General features: G+C 57.4%; 21 protein-coding genes and 1 pseudogene. 9 read left to right on the top strand and 13 right to left on the bottom strand.

Annotated elements, in window-relative coordinates; genetic code table 11:
* Positions 1-5 precede the first annotated feature (5 nt).
* The 5 genes from AC3WLT_RS31810 to AC3WLT_RS31790 form a co-directional block, all read right to left on the bottom strand.
* Positions 6-401, bottom strand: a complete 396-nt coding sequence (locus AC3WLT_RS31810) for a tautomerase family protein (protein ID WP_429315929.1) — start codon at positions 399-401, stop codon at positions 6-8.
* A gap of 110 nt (positions 402-511) precedes the next feature.
* Positions 512-667, bottom strand: coding sequence for a hypothetical protein (locus tag AC3WLT_RS31805; protein WP_492595596.1), 156 nt, complete (start codon positions 665-667; stop codon positions 512-514).
* A gap of 305 nt (positions 668-972) precedes the next feature.
* The gene (locus AC3WLT_RS31800) at positions 973-1,731 is read right to left on the bottom strand and encodes an SDR family NAD(P)-dependent oxidoreductase (RefSeq protein ID WP_492595595.1); all 759 of its coding nucleotides are present in this window, start codon (positions 1,729-1,731) and stop codon (positions 973-975) included.
* Positions 1,732-2,058: 327 nt separating this feature from the next.
* Positions 2,059-3,423, bottom strand: a complete 1,365-nt coding sequence (locus AC3WLT_RS31795; protein WP_492595594.1) for an MFS transporter — start codon at positions 3,421-3,423, stop codon at positions 2,059-2,061.
* Between the two features lie 71 nt (positions 3,424-3,494).
* On the bottom strand, positions 3,495-3,866 hold the full coding sequence (locus tag AC3WLT_RS31790; RefSeq protein ID WP_492595593.1) for a tautomerase family protein: 372 nt from the start codon (positions 3,864-3,866) through the stop codon (positions 3,495-3,497).
* Between the two features lie 463 nt (positions 3,867-4,329).
* Between AC3WLT_RS31790 and AC3WLT_RS31785 the strand changes: the two genes are divergently transcribed.
* Entirely contained in the window at positions 4,330-4,758 is a 429-nt protein-coding gene (locus tag AC3WLT_RS31785) for a MarR family winged helix-turn-helix transcriptional regulator (RefSeq protein ID WP_429344227.1), read from the top strand.
* 128 nt (positions 4,759-4,886) lie between these two features.
* On the opposite strand, the pseudogene AC3WLT_RS31780 reads toward AC3WLT_RS31785, so the two are convergent.
* The 3 genes and pseudogenes from AC3WLT_RS31780 to hisD form a co-directional block, all read right to left on the bottom strand.
* Positions 4,887-5,150: pseudogene (locus tag AC3WLT_RS31780) on the bottom strand (tautomerase family protein); the annotation flags it as partial.
* Between the two features lie 107 nt (positions 5,151-5,257).
* Entirely contained in the window at positions 5,258-5,698 is a 441-nt protein-coding gene (locus AC3WLT_RS31775; protein WP_429344228.1) for an acyl-CoA thioesterase, read from the bottom strand.
* Positions 5,699-5,718: 20 nt separating this feature from the next.
* Complete coding sequence (gene hisD, locus AC3WLT_RS31770) at positions 5,719-7,032, bottom strand: histidinol dehydrogenase (protein WP_429315936.1); 1,314 nt, start codon at positions 7,030-7,032, stop codon at positions 5,719-5,721.
* Between the two features lie 200 nt (positions 7,033-7,232).
* Between hisD and AC3WLT_RS31765 the strand changes: the two genes are divergently transcribed.
* The 3 genes from AC3WLT_RS31765 (at position 7,233) to AC3WLT_RS31755 (ending at position 9,689) form a co-directional block, all read left to right on the top strand.
* Complete coding sequence (locus AC3WLT_RS31765) at positions 7,233-8,267, top strand: LacI family DNA-binding transcriptional regulator (RefSeq protein ID WP_492595592.1); 1,035 nt, start codon at positions 7,233-7,235, stop codon at positions 8,265-8,267.
* A 476-nt stretch (positions 8,268-8,743) separates the two neighbouring features.
* Positions 8,744-9,229 carry a hypothetical protein gene (locus tag AC3WLT_RS31760; protein ID WP_492595591.1) on the top strand — a complete coding sequence of 162 codons (486 nt, stop codon included), beginning with the start codon at positions 8,744-8,746 and terminating at the stop codon, positions 9,227-9,229.
* The gene (locus AC3WLT_RS31755) at positions 9,219-9,689 is read left to right on the top strand and encodes a hypothetical protein (RefSeq protein WP_492595590.1); all 471 of its coding nucleotides are present in this window, start codon (positions 9,219-9,221) and stop codon (positions 9,687-9,689) included. The genes AC3WLT_RS31760 and AC3WLT_RS31755 overlap by 11 nt, the downstream gene beginning before the upstream one ends.
* A gap of 408 nt (positions 9,690-10,097) precedes the next feature.
* On the opposite strand, the gene AC3WLT_RS31750 is transcribed toward AC3WLT_RS31755, so the two are convergent.
* The 4 genes from AC3WLT_RS31750 to AC3WLT_RS31735 form a co-directional block, all read right to left on the bottom strand.
* Positions 10,098-10,469 carry a YciI family protein gene (locus AC3WLT_RS31750; protein WP_492595589.1) on the bottom strand — a complete coding sequence of 124 codons (372 nt, stop codon included), beginning with the start codon at positions 10,467-10,469 and terminating at the stop codon, positions 10,098-10,100.
* A 316-nt stretch (positions 10,470-10,785) separates the two neighbouring features.
* Entirely contained in the window at positions 10,786-11,787 is a 1,002-nt protein-coding gene (locus AC3WLT_RS31745) for an NADP-dependent oxidoreductase (protein WP_492595615.1), read from the bottom strand.
* A 48-nt stretch (positions 11,788-11,835) separates the two neighbouring features.
* Positions 11,836-12,645: an oxidoreductase gene (locus tag AC3WLT_RS31740; protein WP_492595588.1), complete on the bottom strand. Its 810-nt coding sequence runs from the start codon at positions 12,643-12,645 to the stop codon at positions 11,836-11,838.
* A 117-nt stretch (positions 12,646-12,762) separates the two neighbouring features.
* Positions 12,763-13,374: a TetR/AcrR family transcriptional regulator gene (locus AC3WLT_RS31735; RefSeq protein WP_492595587.1), complete on the bottom strand. Its 612-nt coding sequence runs from the start codon at positions 13,372-13,374 to the stop codon at positions 12,763-12,765.
* A 495-nt stretch (positions 13,375-13,869) separates the two neighbouring features.
* Here AC3WLT_RS31735 and AC3WLT_RS31730 point away from each other — a divergent pair, with 495 nt between their 5' ends.
* The 4 genes from AC3WLT_RS31730 (at position 13,870) to AC3WLT_RS31715 (ending at position 18,143) form a co-directional block, all read left to right on the top strand.
* A complete protein-coding gene (locus AC3WLT_RS31730; RefSeq protein ID WP_492595586.1) occupies positions 13,870-14,502 on the top strand; it encodes a class I SAM-dependent methyltransferase in 633 nt (210 codons plus the stop codon).
* A gap of 124 nt (positions 14,503-14,626) precedes the next feature.
* Positions 14,627-15,184 (top strand): hypothetical protein, encoded by a 558-nt coding sequence (locus tag AC3WLT_RS31725; protein ID WP_492595585.1) that lies wholly within the window; start codon positions 14,627-14,629, stop codon positions 15,182-15,184.
* A 323-nt stretch (positions 15,185-15,507) separates the two neighbouring features.
* Positions 15,508-16,206, top strand: a complete 699-nt coding sequence (locus AC3WLT_RS31720) for a hypothetical protein (protein ID WP_492595584.1) — start codon at positions 15,508-15,510, stop codon at positions 16,204-16,206.
* A 389-nt stretch (positions 16,207-16,595) separates the two neighbouring features.
* Positions 16,596-18,143, top strand: coding sequence for an LA2681 family HEPN domain-containing protein (locus AC3WLT_RS31715; protein WP_492595583.1), 1,548 nt, complete (start codon positions 16,596-16,598; stop codon positions 18,141-18,143).
* Between the two features lie 656 nt (positions 18,144-18,799).
* On the opposite strand, the gene AC3WLT_RS31710 is transcribed toward AC3WLT_RS31715, so the two are convergent.
* Positions 18,800-19,177 carry a hypothetical protein gene (locus AC3WLT_RS31710; RefSeq protein WP_492595582.1) on the bottom strand — a complete coding sequence of 126 codons (378 nt, stop codon included), beginning with the start codon at positions 19,175-19,177 and terminating at the stop codon, positions 18,800-18,802.
* A 604-nt stretch (positions 19,178-19,781) separates the two neighbouring features.
* Between AC3WLT_RS31710 and AC3WLT_RS31705 the strand changes: the two genes are divergently transcribed.
* Positions 19,782-20,059: MASE1 domain-containing protein (locus AC3WLT_RS31705; RefSeq protein ID WP_492595581.1), on the top strand; the 278-nt coding region annotated here is incomplete at its 3' end.

The following is a 20,059-nucleotide window of genomic DNA, read 5'->3' as shown; positions in this document are numbered from 1 at the left end:
TCGCCTTACTGCTCGCCCGGCGTCCACTCCGGGCTATAGCCGCCCAGCGCCGGGTGATACATCTCATCCCCGGAATGCTGGGTGAATTCGACGTTGAGCCGGTCTTCACGCAGGCCGAGAATTTCGATGCAGTGCGCACACAGCGCTTTGGCCACGTCCATACGCAGTTCGGGCGTCCTGCCCTTTCTGACGTCCAGCATCATGACCGCGACCGGGGTGGGCTCTTCACCGGCTTCGGGAATCCGCCAGACACCGCCATCTCCCAGCTCTCGAATCGCGACGCTGATACGCCTGATGTCGACCGACATCATCCGCGCGTAGGTCTCGCTCATCTTCAGCGCCAGGCGCCGCTTGTCTTCCACTGAATAGTGGTCGTTTACGTCCAGTTGCAGGTAGGGCATAGCGTCAACACTCCTGGAAAGCCCCATTTTTTCACAGGACGCGGTGCCTCTCCAATGTCAGATGTGCAAGGTTTCCGGACACGCAAGTGATTGCGTTCCTTCGCCGTGGATCACTTTCTGGACGCCGCGGGATTGCTTGCGCGAGCGCTTTCATATGCGGTCAGAAATTCATCCGACGCGACGTGATCGGCGAGCGCGCGCAACGCTGCGGCCGATTCCCGCCCGAGTACCACCTCGACACGCTCGTTGACTTTAGTCCAGTGCATGAACGCTTGACGAACCCGCGCTGCGCCCATGCGCGTTAGCGCGGCACGTTTGGCCGCCCATCCAGCTCATCGGGCCGCAGTTCGACCAGGCCGTCTCGAATGAGCTGCCAAAGCGCATGAGTCACGGCGGAAATCTGAATGGCGCGTTTGATCGCCAGGTTAAACGGTCGCTCGCGAGAATGTCGGCCTTATCCGGTCCAAGCAATGACGCGTCCTGCCTCGGTGTAAGCGCGGCGACTACCACGTGCCCTACGGCCTCTCGGCCGCGTCAGATCGATCGTTCCGGCGCGGCCAGACAAGCCCGCTTACTGCGCCGTCCATCCTCCGTCGATACGCAGACTCGTACCGGTGATCATTGCGGCAGCTGGAGACGCAAGATACAGCACCGCCGCAGCGACTTGGTGACTTGAAAGCAGACGGCCCATCGGAATCCGGTTGAAGACCCAGCGCTTGAACTGCTCGTTCTCAAAGAACGGCTGCGTCATCGGGGTATCGACGAACGTAGGTGCCACCGTGTTCACGCGTATTCTGGGCGCGAGTTCAACAGCGGCTGCCTTCGTAAGACCTTCCATCGCGTGCTTCGTCATGCAGTACACCGATCGATCAGGTGCCCCCACGTGGCCCATCTGCGACGAAATGTTGATGATGGCACGGTCACCGGTCGCTTCGCATTCGAGCATCTTGCGAACGGCCGCGCGGGTTACCAAGAACGTCGCCCTGACATTCAAGCCGATGACAAAGTCCAGATCCGAAGTTTTGACGTCCGCGAGTCGTGAAGGGATGTTGGTGCCCGCATTGTTGACGAGGATGTCCAGCGTCGGGAGTTCGGAGAATGTCCGCTCTAGTTGGTCATCTTTTAAGAGGTCGCATACAACAGAAGTGCAAGCGCCACCGTTTCGATGGATACTAGCGGCGACTTTATCCAGTTCCCCGGCATCCTTGCTGAGCAGATAGACGTGCGCGCCGGATTCGGCGAGCAAAGAAGCGATGTCCGCACCAAGGCCACGACCCGCGCCAGTCACAACAGCAGTCTTACCATCAAGACTAAAAAGTCCCTTAGACATATGTCCCTCTCTGATTCAAATCCGGTTGATTGATTGTTTCGCTGGCTGCGTCCACACCGTGTGCCCGCCGATTTGTGACAGTCCATTCGGAGGCAGGCGAGCAGAGTCGCGCACGACTAGTTGACCACTGACGATGCGTGGCCCCGCCGATAGGTCGCGACCATCGCCATTTGGTCGTTCGCGCAAAAGATGGCGTCAGTCGCGAGTTGTTTCATTTTCTTGATGCAGTCGTGTGGTGTTGTGTGAGGTGCGGTGTGTTGTGCCACCCATGATTTCCAGGCCACTCCAGTTCGTCGAGGTACAGGTTCCGCCTCCACGCGGAAGCGATCAATCTCGACGGAGCGCGACTCCGCCTTCATGCGTTCCGCTAGCCGGAATCAACATCGCCGTTGAAGGAGCTTTGCGATCGTTGGCGACCCTTGCGAACAGGGCACAGACGAGCGTGATGCCGGCCGCAATCATTGCGAAGATGGCCACGGGTGTGTAGTCGCCGTACTTCGCGAGCAGCGCCGTCGCGATTAGCGGCGTCGGCGCACCGGCAACCAATGCGCCCAATTGGAACCCAATCGTCACCCCGCTATAACGCACCTCGGGGCTGAACATTTCGGCGAACCAGGCGGCCATCGGCGAGAACACAGCAGCGTGAGCAATCGTGAGCACCATGATTTCCGCAAGCAGGATCATCGTCGGGTTCCCAGTTCCTATCATGTGGAAGAACGGGAAGGGTGCCACCACCGCAATCGATGCGCCAAAGACTACCACCTGCTTTCGACCAAACTTGTCAGATAACGCGCCGAAAAGTGGATTCGTCAGCAGTTCAAGCGCAGCGGCAATTAGAATCGCGACAAGCACCGTCTTCCGCGGCAGGCCAAGATGGCTCGTCATGTACGTCAGGCCGAAGGTGGTAAATACGTAGTACAAAATATTGTCCGCAAATCGGAGTCCCGCAGACATCAGGATCGCCCTCGGGAACCGGCGAACCGCCTCTACGATAGGCAGTTTGACGGTTGCATCGGTGTCAAGTACCTTCTTGAAAGCGGGCGGCTCTTCGATGCGGAGTCGGATCACGAGACCGACAGCGACAAGGACAGCACTGAACAGGAACGGAATACGCCAACCCCACGCCAGAAACTCCGCTTCAGGCAGGCGACTTGCCAGTTCCATTCCGCCCACTGCCATACACAACCCTGCGGGAAGACCCATCTGGGGGAAGCTGCCATAGAGGCCACGTCGGTTCGGGTTTGCGTGCTCGACGGCGATCAGCGCGGCCCCGCCCCATTCTCCGCCTACGGCCAACCCTTGCACGATGCGCAGCAGGATCAGAAGGATCGGCGCAGCGAGTCCGATGCTGTTGTAAGACGGCACAAGACCGATGAGCGTGGTCGACAAGCCCATTGCGAGCAGCGTCGTGACCAGCACGAACTTGCGCCCGACACGGTCGCCGAGATGACCCGCGACGATACCGCCGAATGGCCGCGCGATGAAACCGACCGCGAACGTACCGAACGCCAGCAGCGTCCCGGTCAATGGATCTCCACCGGGGAAATACAGCTTGCCAAAAACAAGTGCCGAGGTGATCCCGTAAAGAAAGAAGTCAAACCACTCAATGGCACTTCCAATAAAACTGGCGGTCGCAATCGTCAGCATCTTCGATAACGAATGCCCTGCCGCAGTCGAGTGCTTGGTATCCAAACCTGTCTCCTAATGCATAGGTATGCAAAGTTTTGTGAACGTATCGACAGCCCATATCGTGGGGATGTCGATCACGCGTAAGGCGGATCAGGCAGCTGCTTGCCACCGCGGATGATGAACTTGGGAACGAATTCAAGCAGGCCGGTCTCGATGCGGTCTTCTGAAATGCCCGCGAAATCGCTGAAAATGGCGCTCACTTTTTTGACAAGAGTGAGCTTCGCTTCGTCGGATCGACCGGCGCGAATGTTACACATGATGAGCGTGTCGCCGCCCGGTTCTCCACCTATGTAGCTGCTTTCGGACGCCAGGTCATTAAAGATTACGCTGATGATTTCGAGCGGGGATTTAATGGTCTCGTTGACGGCGATGGTGATCGCCTTCGCGATCTTCCGCTTGACATCGACATCCAGTCCTGCGCGCGTGTTGCAAACGATGATGGGCATTTCCGAGAGCTCCTAGAGAGGCGAATCAGGTTATGGGTTTTGTCCGGATTGAATACGTATGCAGCTTACGAAAACTGCATGGACCGGACAGCATCGCGTTAATTTCCGGTTGTATATACATCTATATGGATGTAAGTTGGCAGTGCGACGCGGGTGGCCCCAACAAGGCGCAATGTCTCGTCCGCTACCACTTCTGATGCGCTCACCCTTGAATTTAACGGCTAGATTCAATCGGGTAGAGATGTACCTACAACTGATGTATATGCATCAGTCTAGTGAAGATGGGCAGGTTTGAAACCTAGTGAGAACCCTACGGACCCTCGATGCCCCTGTCATAAAGTCTGAATGGGCGCGGAGTCCGATTTTAGATCTAACTTCAAACCGGTCACCGGTTCTACATGTCGCTGTCGAGAGGTGATACGATAGTTGCATATACACTGCGCGTCTATCCGGAGGACCGTCGATGTTCACTGAATGCTATTGCACCCAGTTCAGGCGCTCGGCGAACGCCCTGACGAGCATTTACGACGACGCTTTGCGCCCGGTGGGTCTGAAGATCACGCAGCTCACCCTGTTGCGTGGTCTCGACCGCCTCGGCTCGGCAACCTACAACGAGATTGCGACTGAGTTGTCGCTCGACAAGACGACAATCTCGCGCAACATCAAGTTGCTAATCGATGCGGGATGGGTTGAGGTATCGAGCGATGAGGATGCGCGCTATAAGCTGGCGAAGCTTAGCCCCGCCGGTGCCCGTGTATTGAAAAAGGCTGAGCCGCACTGGCGCGCGGCGCAGACCCAAGTCGAGAAGGAACTCAAGAAATATTTGAAGGGACCTGCCAAGGACGTGCTTCTGGAAGCACTGGAGACACTGCAGCAGTTTGGCGGCGAATGATAGGCAGCCGTCGCCGGGAGAAGCGGAGCACGAATTGCTCCGCTTTTTTTCTTTTGCCTGGGCGTTATGCCTTCCCGGTGAGGTTGTAACACGGAGCAGGCTTGGCGTTTGCAAATTTAGGCGTCGTCGTGCGCCGATCTTGCCTTCGCGACCTGCATGCGCAGTTCGGGTGTTCGTCCCCTTCGAATGTCACACATCATCACGGCGGCGGAAACGGGTTCTCCGTCCACGATTCTCCAGACGCCGCCATTGCCCACTTCTCGAATGGCGATGCTGATGCGTCGTATGTCTATCTTCATCATGTCGGCATATGTCGACGCCATTTTCTGCGCAAGCGCTTTCTTGGCCTCTACCGGATACGTGCCGGTCACGTCCAACTGCAGATACGGCATGCGGAAATCCTGAAGCAAAGCGGACGGTGGCCGTAGCGCTCACGACGCCCGCTGTCTTCACACGTTCACTTTAGATAGTTGATCTGGCTATGCCAGCAAAGAGACTCTCAGCGACTGCCTTGAATTTGTTGCACCGCGCTACGTAGATCGTCAGAAAGCTGGACCGGCCGGCGAGTGATACGGTCGACGTAGGCGTGAACGAAGGTGCCATGCGCGAACGATTGATTACTGTCGTTTCTGAACAGGCTGATCTCATAGGTTACGCTGGTTGTACCCACTCTGCTTACGGACAGCCCACAGGTGACGAGGTCTGGAAAGACGACCTCGTCAAAGTACTCGCAGCTCGTGTGCACGACCAAACCGACAGCCTCACCGCGAACCGGGTCCAGGAGGCCTCGTTCGACGAGCCATCCATTGACTGCGGTGTCAAACCACGTGTAGTGAACAGCGTTATTCACATGCCCGTAGATGTCGATGTCTTTCCACTGGGTATTAACCTGGCAGAACCAGTGAAAGTCGGTTCGCGGCCGCGGCTTGGTCCGTGTCATGAGCGTTTCCTTATCGGCAATCAGGCGGGGACGGCGGTACCGTAAGGCACATCGCGGTTGCCGAAGCGACGCACGCGGATGTTGGCTTGCTCGCCGTGGGCGATCATGCCCTCGATGGCGCAGAGCCGAGAGCAGTACGAACCAATCAAAGCGCTCGCTTCATCCGTCAGGACCTTCTGATACGTGCAGGTCTTGATGAACTTGCCGACCCAGAGGCCGCCCGTGTAGCGCGCGGCCTTGCCGGTCGGCAGCGTGTGGTTCGTACCGATGACCTTGTCGCCGTAGGCGACGTTGGTGCGCGCGCCAAGGAAGAGCGCACCGTAGTTCTTCATCCTCTTCAGGAAGTAGTCCGGGTCGCGCGTCATCACCTGGACGTGCTCGGACGCGATGCGATCGGCTTCCGACACCATCTCCTCGAGCGTGTCCACCACGATCACTTCACCATAGTCGCGCCACGAAACGCCCGCCGTGTTCGCCGTAGGCAGGATCTTCAGCAGGCGCTCAACTTCAGCGATGGTGTCCTTGGCCAACTGCAGCGAGTTGGTGAGAAGAACAGCGGGGGTATTGAAGCCATGCTCTGCCTGACCCATAAGGTCCGTCGCGCAAATTTCTGCATCGACGCTGTCGTCGGCGATGATCAGCGTTTCCGACGGTCCTGCGATGAGGTCGATGCCGATGCGACCGAACAGTTGACGCTTCGCTTCCGCGACGAACGCGTTGCCCGGTCCGACCACCATTGCAACCGGATCGATCGTCTGCGTGCCGAGCGCCATCGCAGCGATGGCCTGAACACCACCGAACGTGTAAATCTCATCAGCACCGCCGAGATGCATGGCGGCGACCACAGCCGGGTTGGGTTTGCCACCGACCGGCGGCGATGCGGTGATGATGCGCGGGACGCCTGCAACCTTGGCCGTTACGACGCCCATGTGTGCCGAGGCAACCAGCGGAAACTTCCCGCCGGGAACGTAACACGCCACGCTCTCGACCGGCATGTTCTTGTGACCAAGGACCACGCCCGGCAGCGTTTCCACCTCGATGTCGCGAAGCGAGTCGCGTTGCGCCTGGGCGAAGTTGCGCACCTGCGCTTGCGCGAACTTGATGTCTTCGAGCTGACGCTGAGACAGCGAGCGAACACAGCTTGCAATCTCGTCTTCCGACAGTCGGAAGCTTTCAGGCGACCAGTTGTCGAATTTCGCCGAGAGTTCAGCGACCGCTGCGTCGCCGCGCGATGCTACGTCGGCGAGGATGCCCGTGACCACGTCGCGAACCTTCGCGGCGTCTTGCGAGGACTCTTCGGCGCTACGACCGTGCTTCAAGAATTGGATTGCCATTTGCATTTCCTTTTTGCAGGGGGGTGATCGGTAGCAGCGTGCTGTCTGAAGTTGGGTAGTCTGCTGCGTTGATGCAAATGTAGCGCAAATTTTTCTGCAAAATCTGCGCAAATGCTCCATACTTACCCTAGCGGCCAGCATCCTTAGCGTGAAGTAACCTGTCTGCACCACCCCGCCAATGCAAATTTATGCAAACTAACATGCGTTCGATTGTTCGCTCAAAGTCTTCAAAAGTCCGGCTTGAAGATGTTGCCGAGCGCCTTGGCATCTCGGTGTCCACTGTGTCTCGTTCCTTGACGGGGCACCCAGCCATCAGTAGCGACACCCGTAGCGCCGTGCAAGCGGTCGCTGCCGAAATGGGATACAGGATTCCGTCCCAAGGTCGACCCACGCGTAAGTCGGCAACGAAGCTGATCGGCGTGGTTGTCGGAGCGTTGCATAACCGGTTTATGACGTTGTTGCTGACGCATCTACATGACGCTCTGCAGGAATTCGATTACCAGATCACGCTGATGATCGACTCGATGAACGATTCAGGAAATTTGCTCGCGTTTCGGCCTTTGATCGATGGCTATCTCGATGGAATGATCTTCGCGACCGCGACACTGGATTCACCTGTCGTGGCGGAGATGCAAAGACGAGGCATTCCCTTGGTACTCGTCGTTCGGTCCGTCGACAATGTGAGGGTCGACACGGTAGAGATTGACAATGTTCACGCTGGTGCGATCGCGGCCGAACATCTCTACCAACTCGGTCATCGCCGAATCGGGCTTGTAATGGGTCCGCAGAACACGTCGACAAGCAGAGACCGCGTCAAAGGGGCCATGCAGTGGTTAGAAGGAGCGGGCATACCGCCGACTTCGGTACCGTTGATTTTTTGTGATTACACCAGCGAAGCGGGGTATTCCAGCGCCATCGCAATGCTAAGCGAGGAGAACCGCGTCACTGGCATCGTTGCGGGCAATGACACCATCGCGCTCGGTGTGCTTGAAGCAGCAAAACGGCAGGGCATCGCAGTGCCGGGGCGGCTATCGATTATCGGCTTTGACGACATGCCGCTGGCAGGCTCGCCGCTGGTCGGCCTGACATCAATCCGACAGCCTGTCGAAGCGATGGCACGAACTGCCGCGCGCCGGCTTGTGGAGCGCATCAGAGCGGGTGGAATGGGACCGCCGGTCCACGATGTTTTGCCCATTCAACTGGTGCGGCGCGATACCACGGGACCGTGTCAGTAAGTGACGCGACTCGATGACGAAGTCCTTCGAATTGCCCGGGAGCGGGCCGTCGCGCGGTGTGCCGACCATACTTATCGTGTGCGTCCGGACCGGCAACGAGGTAGACGAATCTCTCGCGAAACCCGAATGGCGCTTTACGGAGTGGACCCGTCATTCAAGTGTCGATGGGAGCGCTCGAGCGAACGTCGCTTCATGGCCGTACCCAGCCATCCTTTTCCCAAAAAACGGATCGTTCACGAAGCTACCGCGGCCCGCTCAAAACGATGTATTTCGATGTAGTCATACATGGAATCAGGAGTTACGCGAAAGCCATGTCGCGCAACGCGTGCATGCCCGCAAGTCACAAACTATGCATCGTTAGGGTATAGGTCCATAGCGCGGGGTGGATGTCTTCAGGATGACGCGGCAGGGCGTTCATGGGGCATGAATACTGTATGGATATACAGTATCTAGTGTAGCGCTTATCGCGAGAAAATGTGAAGCTGGTGCACATCCTTCGCTTCGCGTGGCTCGTCGACGTGCGCTATCTGGCCGGCAACCCGTTAGTGCCTGACCGCCCAAATGAAGGTGCGCTCGATTCCACACCCTTGAGTCGTTGGCGGACCGGCTGGACCCGCCGTAGACTAGGCCATGGCTGGGCGTTGTGGATTACATCGGACACAGTCAAGATGCTGGAGAACTTCGAAGAAATATTCCGCGAAATCGTAATTGGCGTGACGGGTACGGAACCGCTTTGGAAAGTAGGTGCCACCGATGAGGCATATAGCGAGCGCATTAAACGCGTGTATGAGCGTCTCACACAAGGAATGGAAATTGAGGAGTGGGCTGGAGACGCGGACACGTTAGCGCGATCCGCACTGGATGCGCTCCTACGCAAGATGCTCGGCACAGAACAATTCGAATCGCTACGGCGTGCGGTCGTCTTACGCGCAGTCAAGGAGCTTGGCGGGAATGGCAGATAAGATTAAATACCTTGAAGATTTGAAAGCGGAACTAGCGCAAGCACTCGGAGAGGCAATTTGGGCGTTTGCGATGATCGAGCAATTGACCTATCGCTACATGAAACAGCTGTCGAGTGACCGGCTTGACGAACTCATGGGTGGCCAGCAATTCAAGGCGCGCATTGAACTGGTGATCAAGCTTGTCGAGCGATTGAAAGGGCAAGAGAGCGATAAAGCCGTTGCGCTCAGCTATCTCAAGAAGGCCCAAAAGCTTGCCGATAGACGAAACCTGCTTGCCCACAATCCATGGCAAATCTGGATTGATCTTGACGAGTCAAAGTTCAAATCGGAAATAAAGAAGGTCACAGACGAAACAAAGAGGGTGGACTTGGAAATGGTCCGCGCGTTCAGAGAAGACGCGGGTGAGGTCGCCTCCACGCTCGAATATGTCCTTGGTGAGCTTCGATACCCTGGACCGTAACCGCCGAATCAGGGTAGGCCCCGTCCCGCGCGGCAAGACTCGAATCCATCGCGGGACGCGCGCAGGACTCTCCTATTTGAAGACCGTATGCAGCGCGCCTTGATCGAGCGTCGTTGTGCAGTTGGGTCCTGTGTCTGTGTCGCGCGAGGTGCGGCCACAAAGCGATGCGCCAAGCAGAAAGCTACAGGAACACCGCGCAAAAAAGCTGTAGTCGACTGGGCGTGGACGACGTCCGTTAGCCTCTCAAAGCGGCCATTGCCGATGCGGCGACCCGAGTGACGGCAAGGGGTCGATCACAGGCGTCGCCGCTCGGCCCAGAAGTAGCATCGTCGCGATGACTCACGAAGCCGTGAAGGTGTTTGAGGAGAACAGAGCCCCAACGCATATTTGAGACACGCGTCCAAGCCCTCATCGGGACCAGTAGAAATCCACGGGGATAAGCTCGACGACCCATCCACCTTCTTCGCCCAGCGTGGCCGCCGGGTGCATGGAGGCGATGCGCAACGCCTCGTCATGGGTATCCGCCTCGATGATGAACAGGCCGCCCACGACTTCCTTCGACTCGGTATAGGGCCCATCGGTGACGTGTGTCTTGCCATTGCGCGGGCGGAGCGTCCTCCAGTTGTCCAGATCGCCAAGCGATGCGGAAATCAGTACCTTGTCGGTAGCCCGCATCTTGTCGTCCAATGCGGGGCATTGGCTCACCAATTTCTTGACGTCGTCTGGCGCCATCGCGGCGAATTTATCGGGGGTGAAGTAGGCCAAGCCGAGGTATTTCATGGGAGATCCTTTGGGTGTGAATAACCTGACGACGAAGCTGATGATCGAAAATCGACAATCTTCTGAAAAGTTTGTAGCGGGTCTCGCCAGACTGTCCGCTTTTGGGGTCGCGCGGTGCCGACCGCTGGGTTCGTGCTGCACATGCGGATCGCGTGAGGCAGAGGTCGGCCAACAGCGGGCATTCCTGTTGATTATTCTGCGGACGTTTGAAGGTCGGCTCCGCACCGACAACGGACGGTGACCTTCCACGTTGCAAGAAATTCACGTCGACCGAGCGCCGTTGCCTCTGCGAGGAGACAAACAGATATCCCTCCTTCTATATGATCTTGATGACGACCTTACCCTTTGCACGTCCCGTTTCGACATAAACCAAAGCCTCCCGGGTTGACTCGAATGGGAAAATCCGATCGATCACGGGCCTTATTGCACCTGCCTCGATGAGCTTGGCGATGTGGCCTAGCTGGTCTCCATCGGCACGCATAAAAAGGAATGAATAGCTGACGTCATGACGTCTCGCCGCCTTTCGGATGCGATGGCTTAGAAAGCGCATCGCCGTTTTCAGGAACCAGGAGGCACCCATCTGTTTAGCAAATTCAGGATCGGGTGGACCGGCGATCCCGATGAGCTTCCCAACCGCCTTGAGCACTCGCAGTGATCTTTCGAGCGTATTTCCGCCCTGCGTATCCAGCACCAGGTCGCAGTCTTTCAGCACGGCGGCAAAGTCGTCTTTCTTGTAATCGATGACGATATCCGCGCCAAGTTGCTTCATCAATCCGGCATTCGCGGCGCTCGCTGTCGTCGCGACGGTCGCGCCCAGATGCTTGGCCAGTTGAATGGCAAAGGTGCCAACGCCGCCCGAGCCGGCATGTATCAGTACCTTTTGCCCTTTCTTCACTTGCCCTTTTTCGACCAGCGCTTGCCAGGCGGTCAAGCCCACCAGCGGGATTGAAGCCGCTTCTTCCATAGTGAGTGTTTTGGGCTTGAGGGCTACGCCGTCTTCCTTGACCGCGATGAATTCCGCGAAGGTGCCGATCCGATCTTTGTGCGGTCGCGCATAGACCTCATCGCCCGGCTTGAATCGCCGCACGCGCGATCCGACGCGGACAACAACTCCGGCCAGATCATTGCCCAAAATCAGCGGCAAACGATAGGGCAAAATGAGCTTGAACTCTCCATCCCTGATCTTTGAATCGAGAGGATTCACGCCAGCGGCGTGAATCTGGATCAATACGTCGTCCTCACGCAGCTCCGGAACCGGCATATCGCCGGCCCGTACGCCATTCTTGCGTCCATATCGATCGACGACGAATGCCTTCATCATGGTTCGTTGTTCCTTGCCAGTTCACGTTGCGTTAAGTAATTCCGTCTACGTTGTGAGCCGCAGATCTTTGCGAATGCCGGCGTCTACCACGCCCGCGGGCGCAAACCTGCGTAGCAATCGCAGACGGCTGGCGAGTCCACCGGCTGTATAGCGGAGTTTCGGGCGAGCCGCGAGAGCGGCCTGCAGCACGGTCTCGGCCACAATCTCGGGACCGTCAGCACCCTCGACCACCTCCTTGACTCGCTTATCCACGGCCGAGCGCACCTCGCGGTACTCGTCGAGGGGGGCGTCGGGCGCCATGAAGTTCGCGTCGAAAGGCGTCTTGATGTAGGCAGGCTCAATAACCGATACTCGGATGCCCATTGTGCGCAATTCATGGTCGAGCGACTCTGAATACCCTGCAACCGCGTGCTTGGTGGCGGAATAGAGCGCCATATAGGGCATGGGTAAGAAACCCAGCACGGAGCCGATGTTGATGATGCGGCCGCTACCTTGTCGCCGCATGTGGGGCAACACGGCGCGCGTCATACGGACAATCCCGAAGAAGTTCGTATCGAAGATCGCACGGGCCTGGTCAAGCGAACTCTCTTCCGCAGCGGCAGGGGCGACGCCGAAGCCAGCGTTGTTCACCAGCAGGTCGATGCGGCCGTCTAGGCGCAGTACTTCCTTGACGGCAGCTTCGACTGATTCTTCGCTAGTCACGTCAAGAGGCAGCATCTCGAACGTCCGCTGGCCGGCTTGTGCGCCGCGTCGGCTCGTGCCATAGACCTTGTATCCGGCCTTCGCAAGGCGGTTTGCCGTGGCTTCGCCGATGCCCGACGAGGCGCCCGTCACGAGCGCTATTCCGTTTTTCATAATGTCTTTCCGGTAGTGAGGAATGTCTTTACATGGTTGGTCGAGCGTCTATTTTGTCGAAAATATGATGATCATCATATTTATGGTCCAGCAAAAACGCACGCCGGATGCGCGCAGTTACTCCTCAACGGGTGCGAATTTTTTCAATGCGGCTTCAAGAAAACTGTCCGACAGCTTGGGGTCGTCGACGGCGCGTGCCAGCACCATGGTGCCGACCATGGTGGCAACGGTCATAAGTGCCTGTTCATGCGAGCCCGGTTGCCCCCAATCGGGCAATTGACGAGCAACGACATCGATCATCTCCTTGATGCGGCGGGTGGCCGCGCGTCGCACGACCGGCGCCTGGCGCGGCATCTCCGAGCCAAGGGCGGAGACCGGGCAGCCCGTTTCTATGGCTTCACGATGCTCCTTCGACAGATAGGCGCGCACCATCGACGGCAATGCCTGCTCCGGCGGCACAGATGCTGCGATTTGCTCCGACAGGGCCACGGCCTCCGAGCCGGCGCGATCGGCAGCTTCGGCAAGCAGCGCCTCGCGCGACGGAAAATGGGCATAAAAGCCACCATGAGTCAGGCCGGCCTCCTTCATGATGTCTGCCACGCCCGTCCCGTCATAGCCGCTGCGCCGAATCGCGCGCGCGGCAACCTCGACGATGCGCTCGTGTGTGATTTCCTTGCGGCTGGCGGGTTTCCGATTTTTAATCGATGACTTTTGCATGATGGTCATCATATCCCATTTCGGCACAATTTGCAGAACGGCGTAATCTCGATGCAGATCAAGGCCTCCACTAGGCAGCGTCAGCGCGCGCTAGTCGCTTCAAGACACTGAGCCCGAGCTCGGTGTTTCATGTCCGTGGTCTTGGTAGGTCTTGCAGTCGCGCTTCCCGGCTACCACAAGCGAACTGACGATTTCTTGTTGGGCTTACACCTGGGTGACCGCCTTGCCTCGGAAGCGGACGTATAGACTACGCGGCACCGAACGGCTGATAGGGGTCGCGTGCTGCCGCTCGTGGCACGCACGGGTCGATCGCACGACGATGGGCAAGGTACGGCCCATCTCCAGCCGTTCGCCTGATACCGTGCGCGTTCCTCGGAAACCCAAGAGGAATCAGTTGCGCACGCGGAATCGCGTTGTTCATCCTGTTCGGCACGCAACCGACCACGGCCGATGACACCGGAGATACGACGTAGTCGTGCGGGAAATGCCCCGAGATATACTTCCTGCATGGAACTCGACCCCCGCGACCTCGATAAAATCAGTGCCGTCACGTTGCAGCACTACGACGCGCACGCGAAAGATTTCCGCGACGGCACGTATGACCACGACGTCACGCAGAACATCGCGGCGCTGCTGCACCATATCGAAGTCGAGCCCCCTCTTACGATCCTGGATTTTGGCTGCGGGCCGGGGCGAGATCTCAAGGCCTTCACTACACTCGGCCATTGCGCGGTCGGCCTCGATGGCGCCGAGCGCTTCGTTGCAATGGCGCGTGACGCGACTGGCTGCGACGTCTGGCAGCAGGATTTCCTGCATCTCGATTTGCCGGCTGCGCACTTTGACGGCATTTTCGCCAACGCCGCGCTGTTCCATGTCCCGAGTCAGGCGTTGCCGCGCGTGTTGCGGCAATTGCACGCGACACTGAAGCTCGGCGGTGTGCTGTTCAGCTCCAACCCGCGCGGCACGAATCAGGAAGGCTGGAGCCACGGCCGCTACGGCGTCTTCCATGATCTCGAAGCATGGCGCCGATATATGGCGGGCGCGGGATTCGTCGAAATTGAGCACTATTACCGGCCCGCCGGCTTGCCGCGTGAGCGGCAGCCGTGGCTAGCCAGCGTGTGGCGCAAGCCGGTCGCCTGAAACGCCAGGGGCTGTCACCGTATGCCCGCGTTGGGCTTGGTAGATGCTTGCGTTCAAGCCGCTTTGATGCAGCGCAAAGCAGCCGATTTGCAGCACTGTCCATCGCGCAGAGAAACGGCCAGTCGTGGATCTCGCACAATCGGCAGAAGCGGGGACGCCTGTCGTCGGCCGCGACAGGCAGCGTGCGTCCAATTTGAGCCATTCGACACGGCATGGTGGATCGTCGATGGTTCCGCTTGACCTCGTCAACCAAAGTCTTATGGGGTGTCCAATGAGCTGGGATGTGTCGCTGTATAAGTTCACTCGGGGTTATAGCCACATCCAGGACATTCCCGGCGAGGAGCAACCACGTCCACTGGGAACCCTTTCCGAAGTACAAACGACAGTGTCGGACGTTTTCCCAGGTACGAACTGGAATGATCCTGTCTGGGGCATCTACGACGGCGAGTTTGGCTCGATTGAGTTCAACGTTGGAAAAGACGATTCGGTGCAAAGCTTGGCCCTTCACGTACGCGCGAGCGATACCATCGTTGGCGGAATACTCCAACTTTGCGAACGCCTTGGCTGTCAGGCCATAGACCTTTCGGACAGTAGCTTTCTCGACCAGGCGGAGCACCCTGCCGCCGGCTTAGCGAAATGGCGTGAGTATCGCGACCAGGTCATCGCAAAGTCTCGTGGCTAATCTGTGCGAGCGCTACGCCGACGTCTGCTTCAGGTCGGCTGAGCAAGCACACCGCTTCGCTTCCAAATCAGGTGCGCCAGAGATCGGCCAGTTTGAGACGTTCGACGTCGTCACTTGAATTGTTTTCAATCATCAGGCACGGCCTTGAATCTCCGATATCATTTTCGGCTGAGATGTCTTGATACTACGGACCCCGGCACTCGTTGAAGACAAAAAGCGGAAAATTCTCAGTCATGTTGGACGCATGAGTCGTTCACGACAGAAATTACGACGCCTTTAGAGTTGGTGATTTGTGGCCCTGATTCGCGAACCCGGTAACGGATATGGAAGAAAAACACGCAATGTTCGACGTCACGCTACCGATTGCGAATTTAATTTTCAACCTTGCCAACATGGCGCTAATCGTCGGAGCGATCCTAGTCGCCATCGGTACTATCGCCGCGATTTGGGCTAGCGGCATCCGCGATCGTTTTGCCGATGAAAGAATCCAAGTGAACGAAGCGCAAACCGCCACTGCCCGAGAGGAGGCGGCCCGCGCGAATGAAAACACTGAGAAGTTGAAAGAGTCCAATCTGATACTTCAAGCTGCCGCCGATCATGAACGTGCGGAACGGTTAAAACTAGAGGCTCGAATGGCGCCGAGACGGTTGTCCGCCGGAGCGACAGCGGCCATGAGCGCCAAGGCGCGTGAGCTATGTCCACGTATCGGGAACATTCCTGTCACAGCCGCAGGTGGCAACAACGAAGCACAGACCTATGCAACGGACTTCGTGACGATCTTTCGAGGCGCGGGCTGTGCGTCCGATCTAGCCTTACCCACCCCAGGACTGCGACCAGAAGTCGAGGGAGTTCACATCGGCGTTAGGGACATCGCCAACATTCCGCCCGAAGCGCGCTTGCTTGGCGAGATCCTGACGGCTGGTGGCGTCGCCCACAGCATAGGCCCGCTCACACCGGAATTCTTTGCTGGCGAGCGCTTGGTTCTAATCGTCGGCGCGAAGGCGAACGACATACGCCCGTAGATGTTGCACCCTGAAAAAGTCGCATGAAATTCAACACGAGACGGCTTTGAAGTTGCGCCGCGTTCGGTCGGAGTCGGCAGTTCTACTTCGGGATGAACCCTCGAAGCCGCTCACCGGAGCGCGGAGCTCCCTTTGAGCATCCTTTCAAGAGAGTCGCCTGCCCCTTACGGGTCGTACACGGCCGGTCGCGTCAGGCAGTAACCGGCCTGAACGGTCAGTCGACATGGGTGCCTGAATCGTCGGCAATCCGCGCTTCCCGCATCGGACGGTGGAACCGCGTATGCATTAGCTTTGCCGATCTCAGCGATTTTTTGAGGTGCCGAAGCGATGCGCCGAGGCGGAATAAACAGCGCTGTTAAGTCGCATACTGACCAAAAATTGGATACGCTATGGACACGTTCGACGATGACCTCAAACTAGATTCTTTGCCCGACCTCGATTGCCTACGCATCATTGGCACAGCTATAGATAAGGCGCGCGACGACGATGACGCAACCCTGAATGCTCGTGCGCTGGCGTGGTGTGAAGAGCTTGATGCGCGCACGCTGAGCGGGGGGCACGCAGTGATGCTCGACTACTTTCGGTCAAACGCTTTGGCATTTGCCGGTGCTCGTCGACGCTCGGAGGAGGATTCCGCGTGGGAGTGGGACCAAGAAGAACTGCAAAAGCAGATCTACTTTTTGAGGCGTGCAACCCGGTATCAAGAGTACGAACAAGTAGATCTCCAGTTGCAGTGTCAAATCTTGACGAATTTAGCGGGCGCTCTGAGCCATTGCGGACGATTCGTGGAAGCAAGTGCAGTTTGGACCGAGGCCTTGCGCAAAAATCCAAAATTCTGGATGGCTAGAGGTAATCGCGGCAGCTCCTTGATGGACTATGCCCGTTCGCACAATGATGGTCCCCATGGTCCCATCTTCATGTGGTTCGCCCATCGCGAACTGGAGCAAATGCTTAACCACACGGATGAAGAGCCAACTATAGGCGATCAGGGCCTGCGCTCACACTTTGCATCCAAAATCGATCACATTGAGCGTTACTACAAGTTGGAAGCAATCGACGAAGCGTTCTCGCTGGATGCCTCGGGAAGCAACCTGAATGTCGGCGATGAATATCGTCGCTGGTGCCTGTTCAGTGGACTGTATTTGAACACGTTGAACGACATTGGGCCGATCGAGTTAGCGGCGCACGATGACCTCGACTTACCCAGCATGGTCACGAAGCTCGGTAAGGCACCGGTTGTGGTTGGATTTTTCAACCAACTTAAGCAGGAGTTCGTCTCTGCCCGTTGGTTGTATTTCGAAGCGGTAAATTCAGACGAGGTCCATGACTCTGACTTAGGAGTGTACCTGTACAACACGCTGGATTACCCCGCGTATGGTCTCGCCGTAGAGAAGCTCAAGATCTCGTTCCGCATGGCGTACTCGATCCTGGACAAGATCGCGTACTTCATAAACCAGTACCTTGATCTGGGCATCGCGAAAAACAAAGTTTCATTTCGCGGCATCTGGAAGGAGGAGAAGTCTCCCACGGTTAGACCAGAATTCAACGCATCCAAGAACTGGCCCCTGCGCGGCCTTTATTGGCTGAGCAAGGATCTGTTCGAGCCCGAGTTTGCGGACGTTACTGATCCAGATGCGCAAGGACTCAGCAAGCTCCGGAACCATCTGGAACACAAGTACGTGAAGGTGCAATCATTCGCGATACCGGAATCGGATACCTCGGATATGTGGTTCGATGACTTTGCGTACTCGCTCACCGTCGATGAGTTCGAGCGCCGCACACTTCGCCTACTTCGCCTTGTCCGCGCTGCTTTGATTTATCTCATATTAGGTATGCACACAGAAGAGCGGCGTCGGCACGACGAATTGCCGGCAGACGCATTGCTCGGTGAGTTCGACCTCATACCCTTCGAGAATGAGCGAAAGCGGCGGAACTGAAACGGTGAGGGCTTACTGGAAATCCGACGGTGATTCCAACCAAATAGGTCGCAAACTGTCTGAACTACCGTGTCTGCAAATGACTGCTTGAAGGAAAGCCGTGAGACTGCTTAGGGTTGAACTGCGACTTTCGAGCACCCTCGACGGATCTGCCAATCCGATCCAAGATAGTGTGCCGCAGCTTGTGACTCGTGCGTATCACCCGGCTAACGTGGATATGGTCGGTTTTGTCGCCGGCGATGCTATTAGGATATGAGAGTACGCGGACCGAGACTGTCAGAAGGTGTCAACGCGAGCCGCTTGAAACCGGACAATTGCTCGAGGTCGTACGTAACGATGCTCCTGTTTCGCTGAGCGCCAATTGGGTCCTTCTCGGACGCCATGTCATGGGGCTGACGTAGTCCAGTATGGTCCGGCGAGCATTCTAACGGCGGACCCGTTGACAACCTCAATCATCCCAGCGTGCCTGGTAGCCAAATGGCGGCCTTGCAAGCGTGTCAACTTCGGAGGAGTCCATTCAAAAATGTTGATTAATATAATTATGTAAAATGAGAAGGAATCCGAAGTTTATCGGCTGCCGAAATCAATAATGCAACGCCCCCTGCGGCAAGGGTTCCGCCCGAATAGTAATCGGCCAAGGTTTGCCGATACGGCGATTACGGGATCGGGGAATGGTCCGTTCCCATCAAAAACCCCCTCAGCTGCCGCTCCGCTTCGAATACTTCGTGAAGAGGAGCCCTTCCGAGCTGGGCGTCATACAGCGTCAGCAGCGCTTCAAAGTCGCTGATTACCTCAGACGCGAGCCGCCACTCCCCCGTCTCGTGGGCGTGCGCCAGGGTGTTCTCGACCGCATATTCGGCGGTCTTGAACTGCTCCACCAGTTGGTTGCCGTAACCAGCACGCTGCAGATACCAGCTCAGGTACACCGCGCACATAAGTTCATTGACCAGATGGCTGTTGCCATGTCCGTCGCGGCATGCGACCAGCGCAAGATGACAGGACAGCGACCGTTCACTGGCGGAGGCGCGATCCATCGGCAATAGAAGCGCTTTCGTCAGCGGCCTGCGGGCTCGGCCGGGGGATCTGTTTCGCTTGGAAGACATTTTTTCGACATTGCGACGCCGGGAAGCGATTGATTATATCGAAGCCTTATCAGAGATACGGCCGCGACGACAACCAACGGCCGAGTTCGACCCTCAACCGTCATTCGTCCTGGCACCGCAGCTATGGCCGCTCTCGGCGTCTGCCGGTCATCGGAGCCGTTGTGCCAGTCGGCACGTCGTCGGCCGGGACGGCTCTTTGGCGATTTTTCCCGATTATCCGGAGCCTCCTTGAATCAGGGCATTGCCCCTTGATCGGAAATCACCGTCTCTCGATCTCGAAGTGTTGGCAAGGCAGAACGACACCCGCCTGAACAAGCTCGCCTTGTACTGCCATGATGATCCTTCGTAGGTGCGATAGCGCGCAGAAGAATTCTGACGTGGGTTCATAGTAGTTTTGGTCCGCTTGATATGAGGTGTGTGACCTGCGTAACCCCGGCATCAAATTCGCCATATTGACAGGTTCATCAGGATTGCTGCTTGCGGGCTGTGCCGGGACGTGTGAGGCATCGCTCGCGTAGAGGGTTTGAAGCGAACCATGGTCATTATTCGGGGCAATTCCAGGTTCAGGCTCTTCCTCCACACCGGGTTTGTGGCATTGGCGTACTACGCAGGCGCAAAAGTAGGACTTGCTTATGCGATAGTGGGCGGCGCAGTGTCTCTGGTGTGGCCTTCCAGCGGCATCGCCCTTGTTGCGCTGCTCGCTCTGGGCTTCGAAGTTGCCCCCGGAATCGTCATTGGCTCCTTCCTGGCCAACGTGTCGGTGGGCGTGCCCTTGCCAGTGGCCGCGGTGATTGGCGCCGGCGCTACAGTGGC

It is taken from the genome of Paraburkholderia sp. FW306-2-2C-D06C (assembly GCF_058781505.1).
Note: the sequence above shows the minus strand (reverse complement) of the source record. Positions and strands in the feature narration are given on the sequence as shown.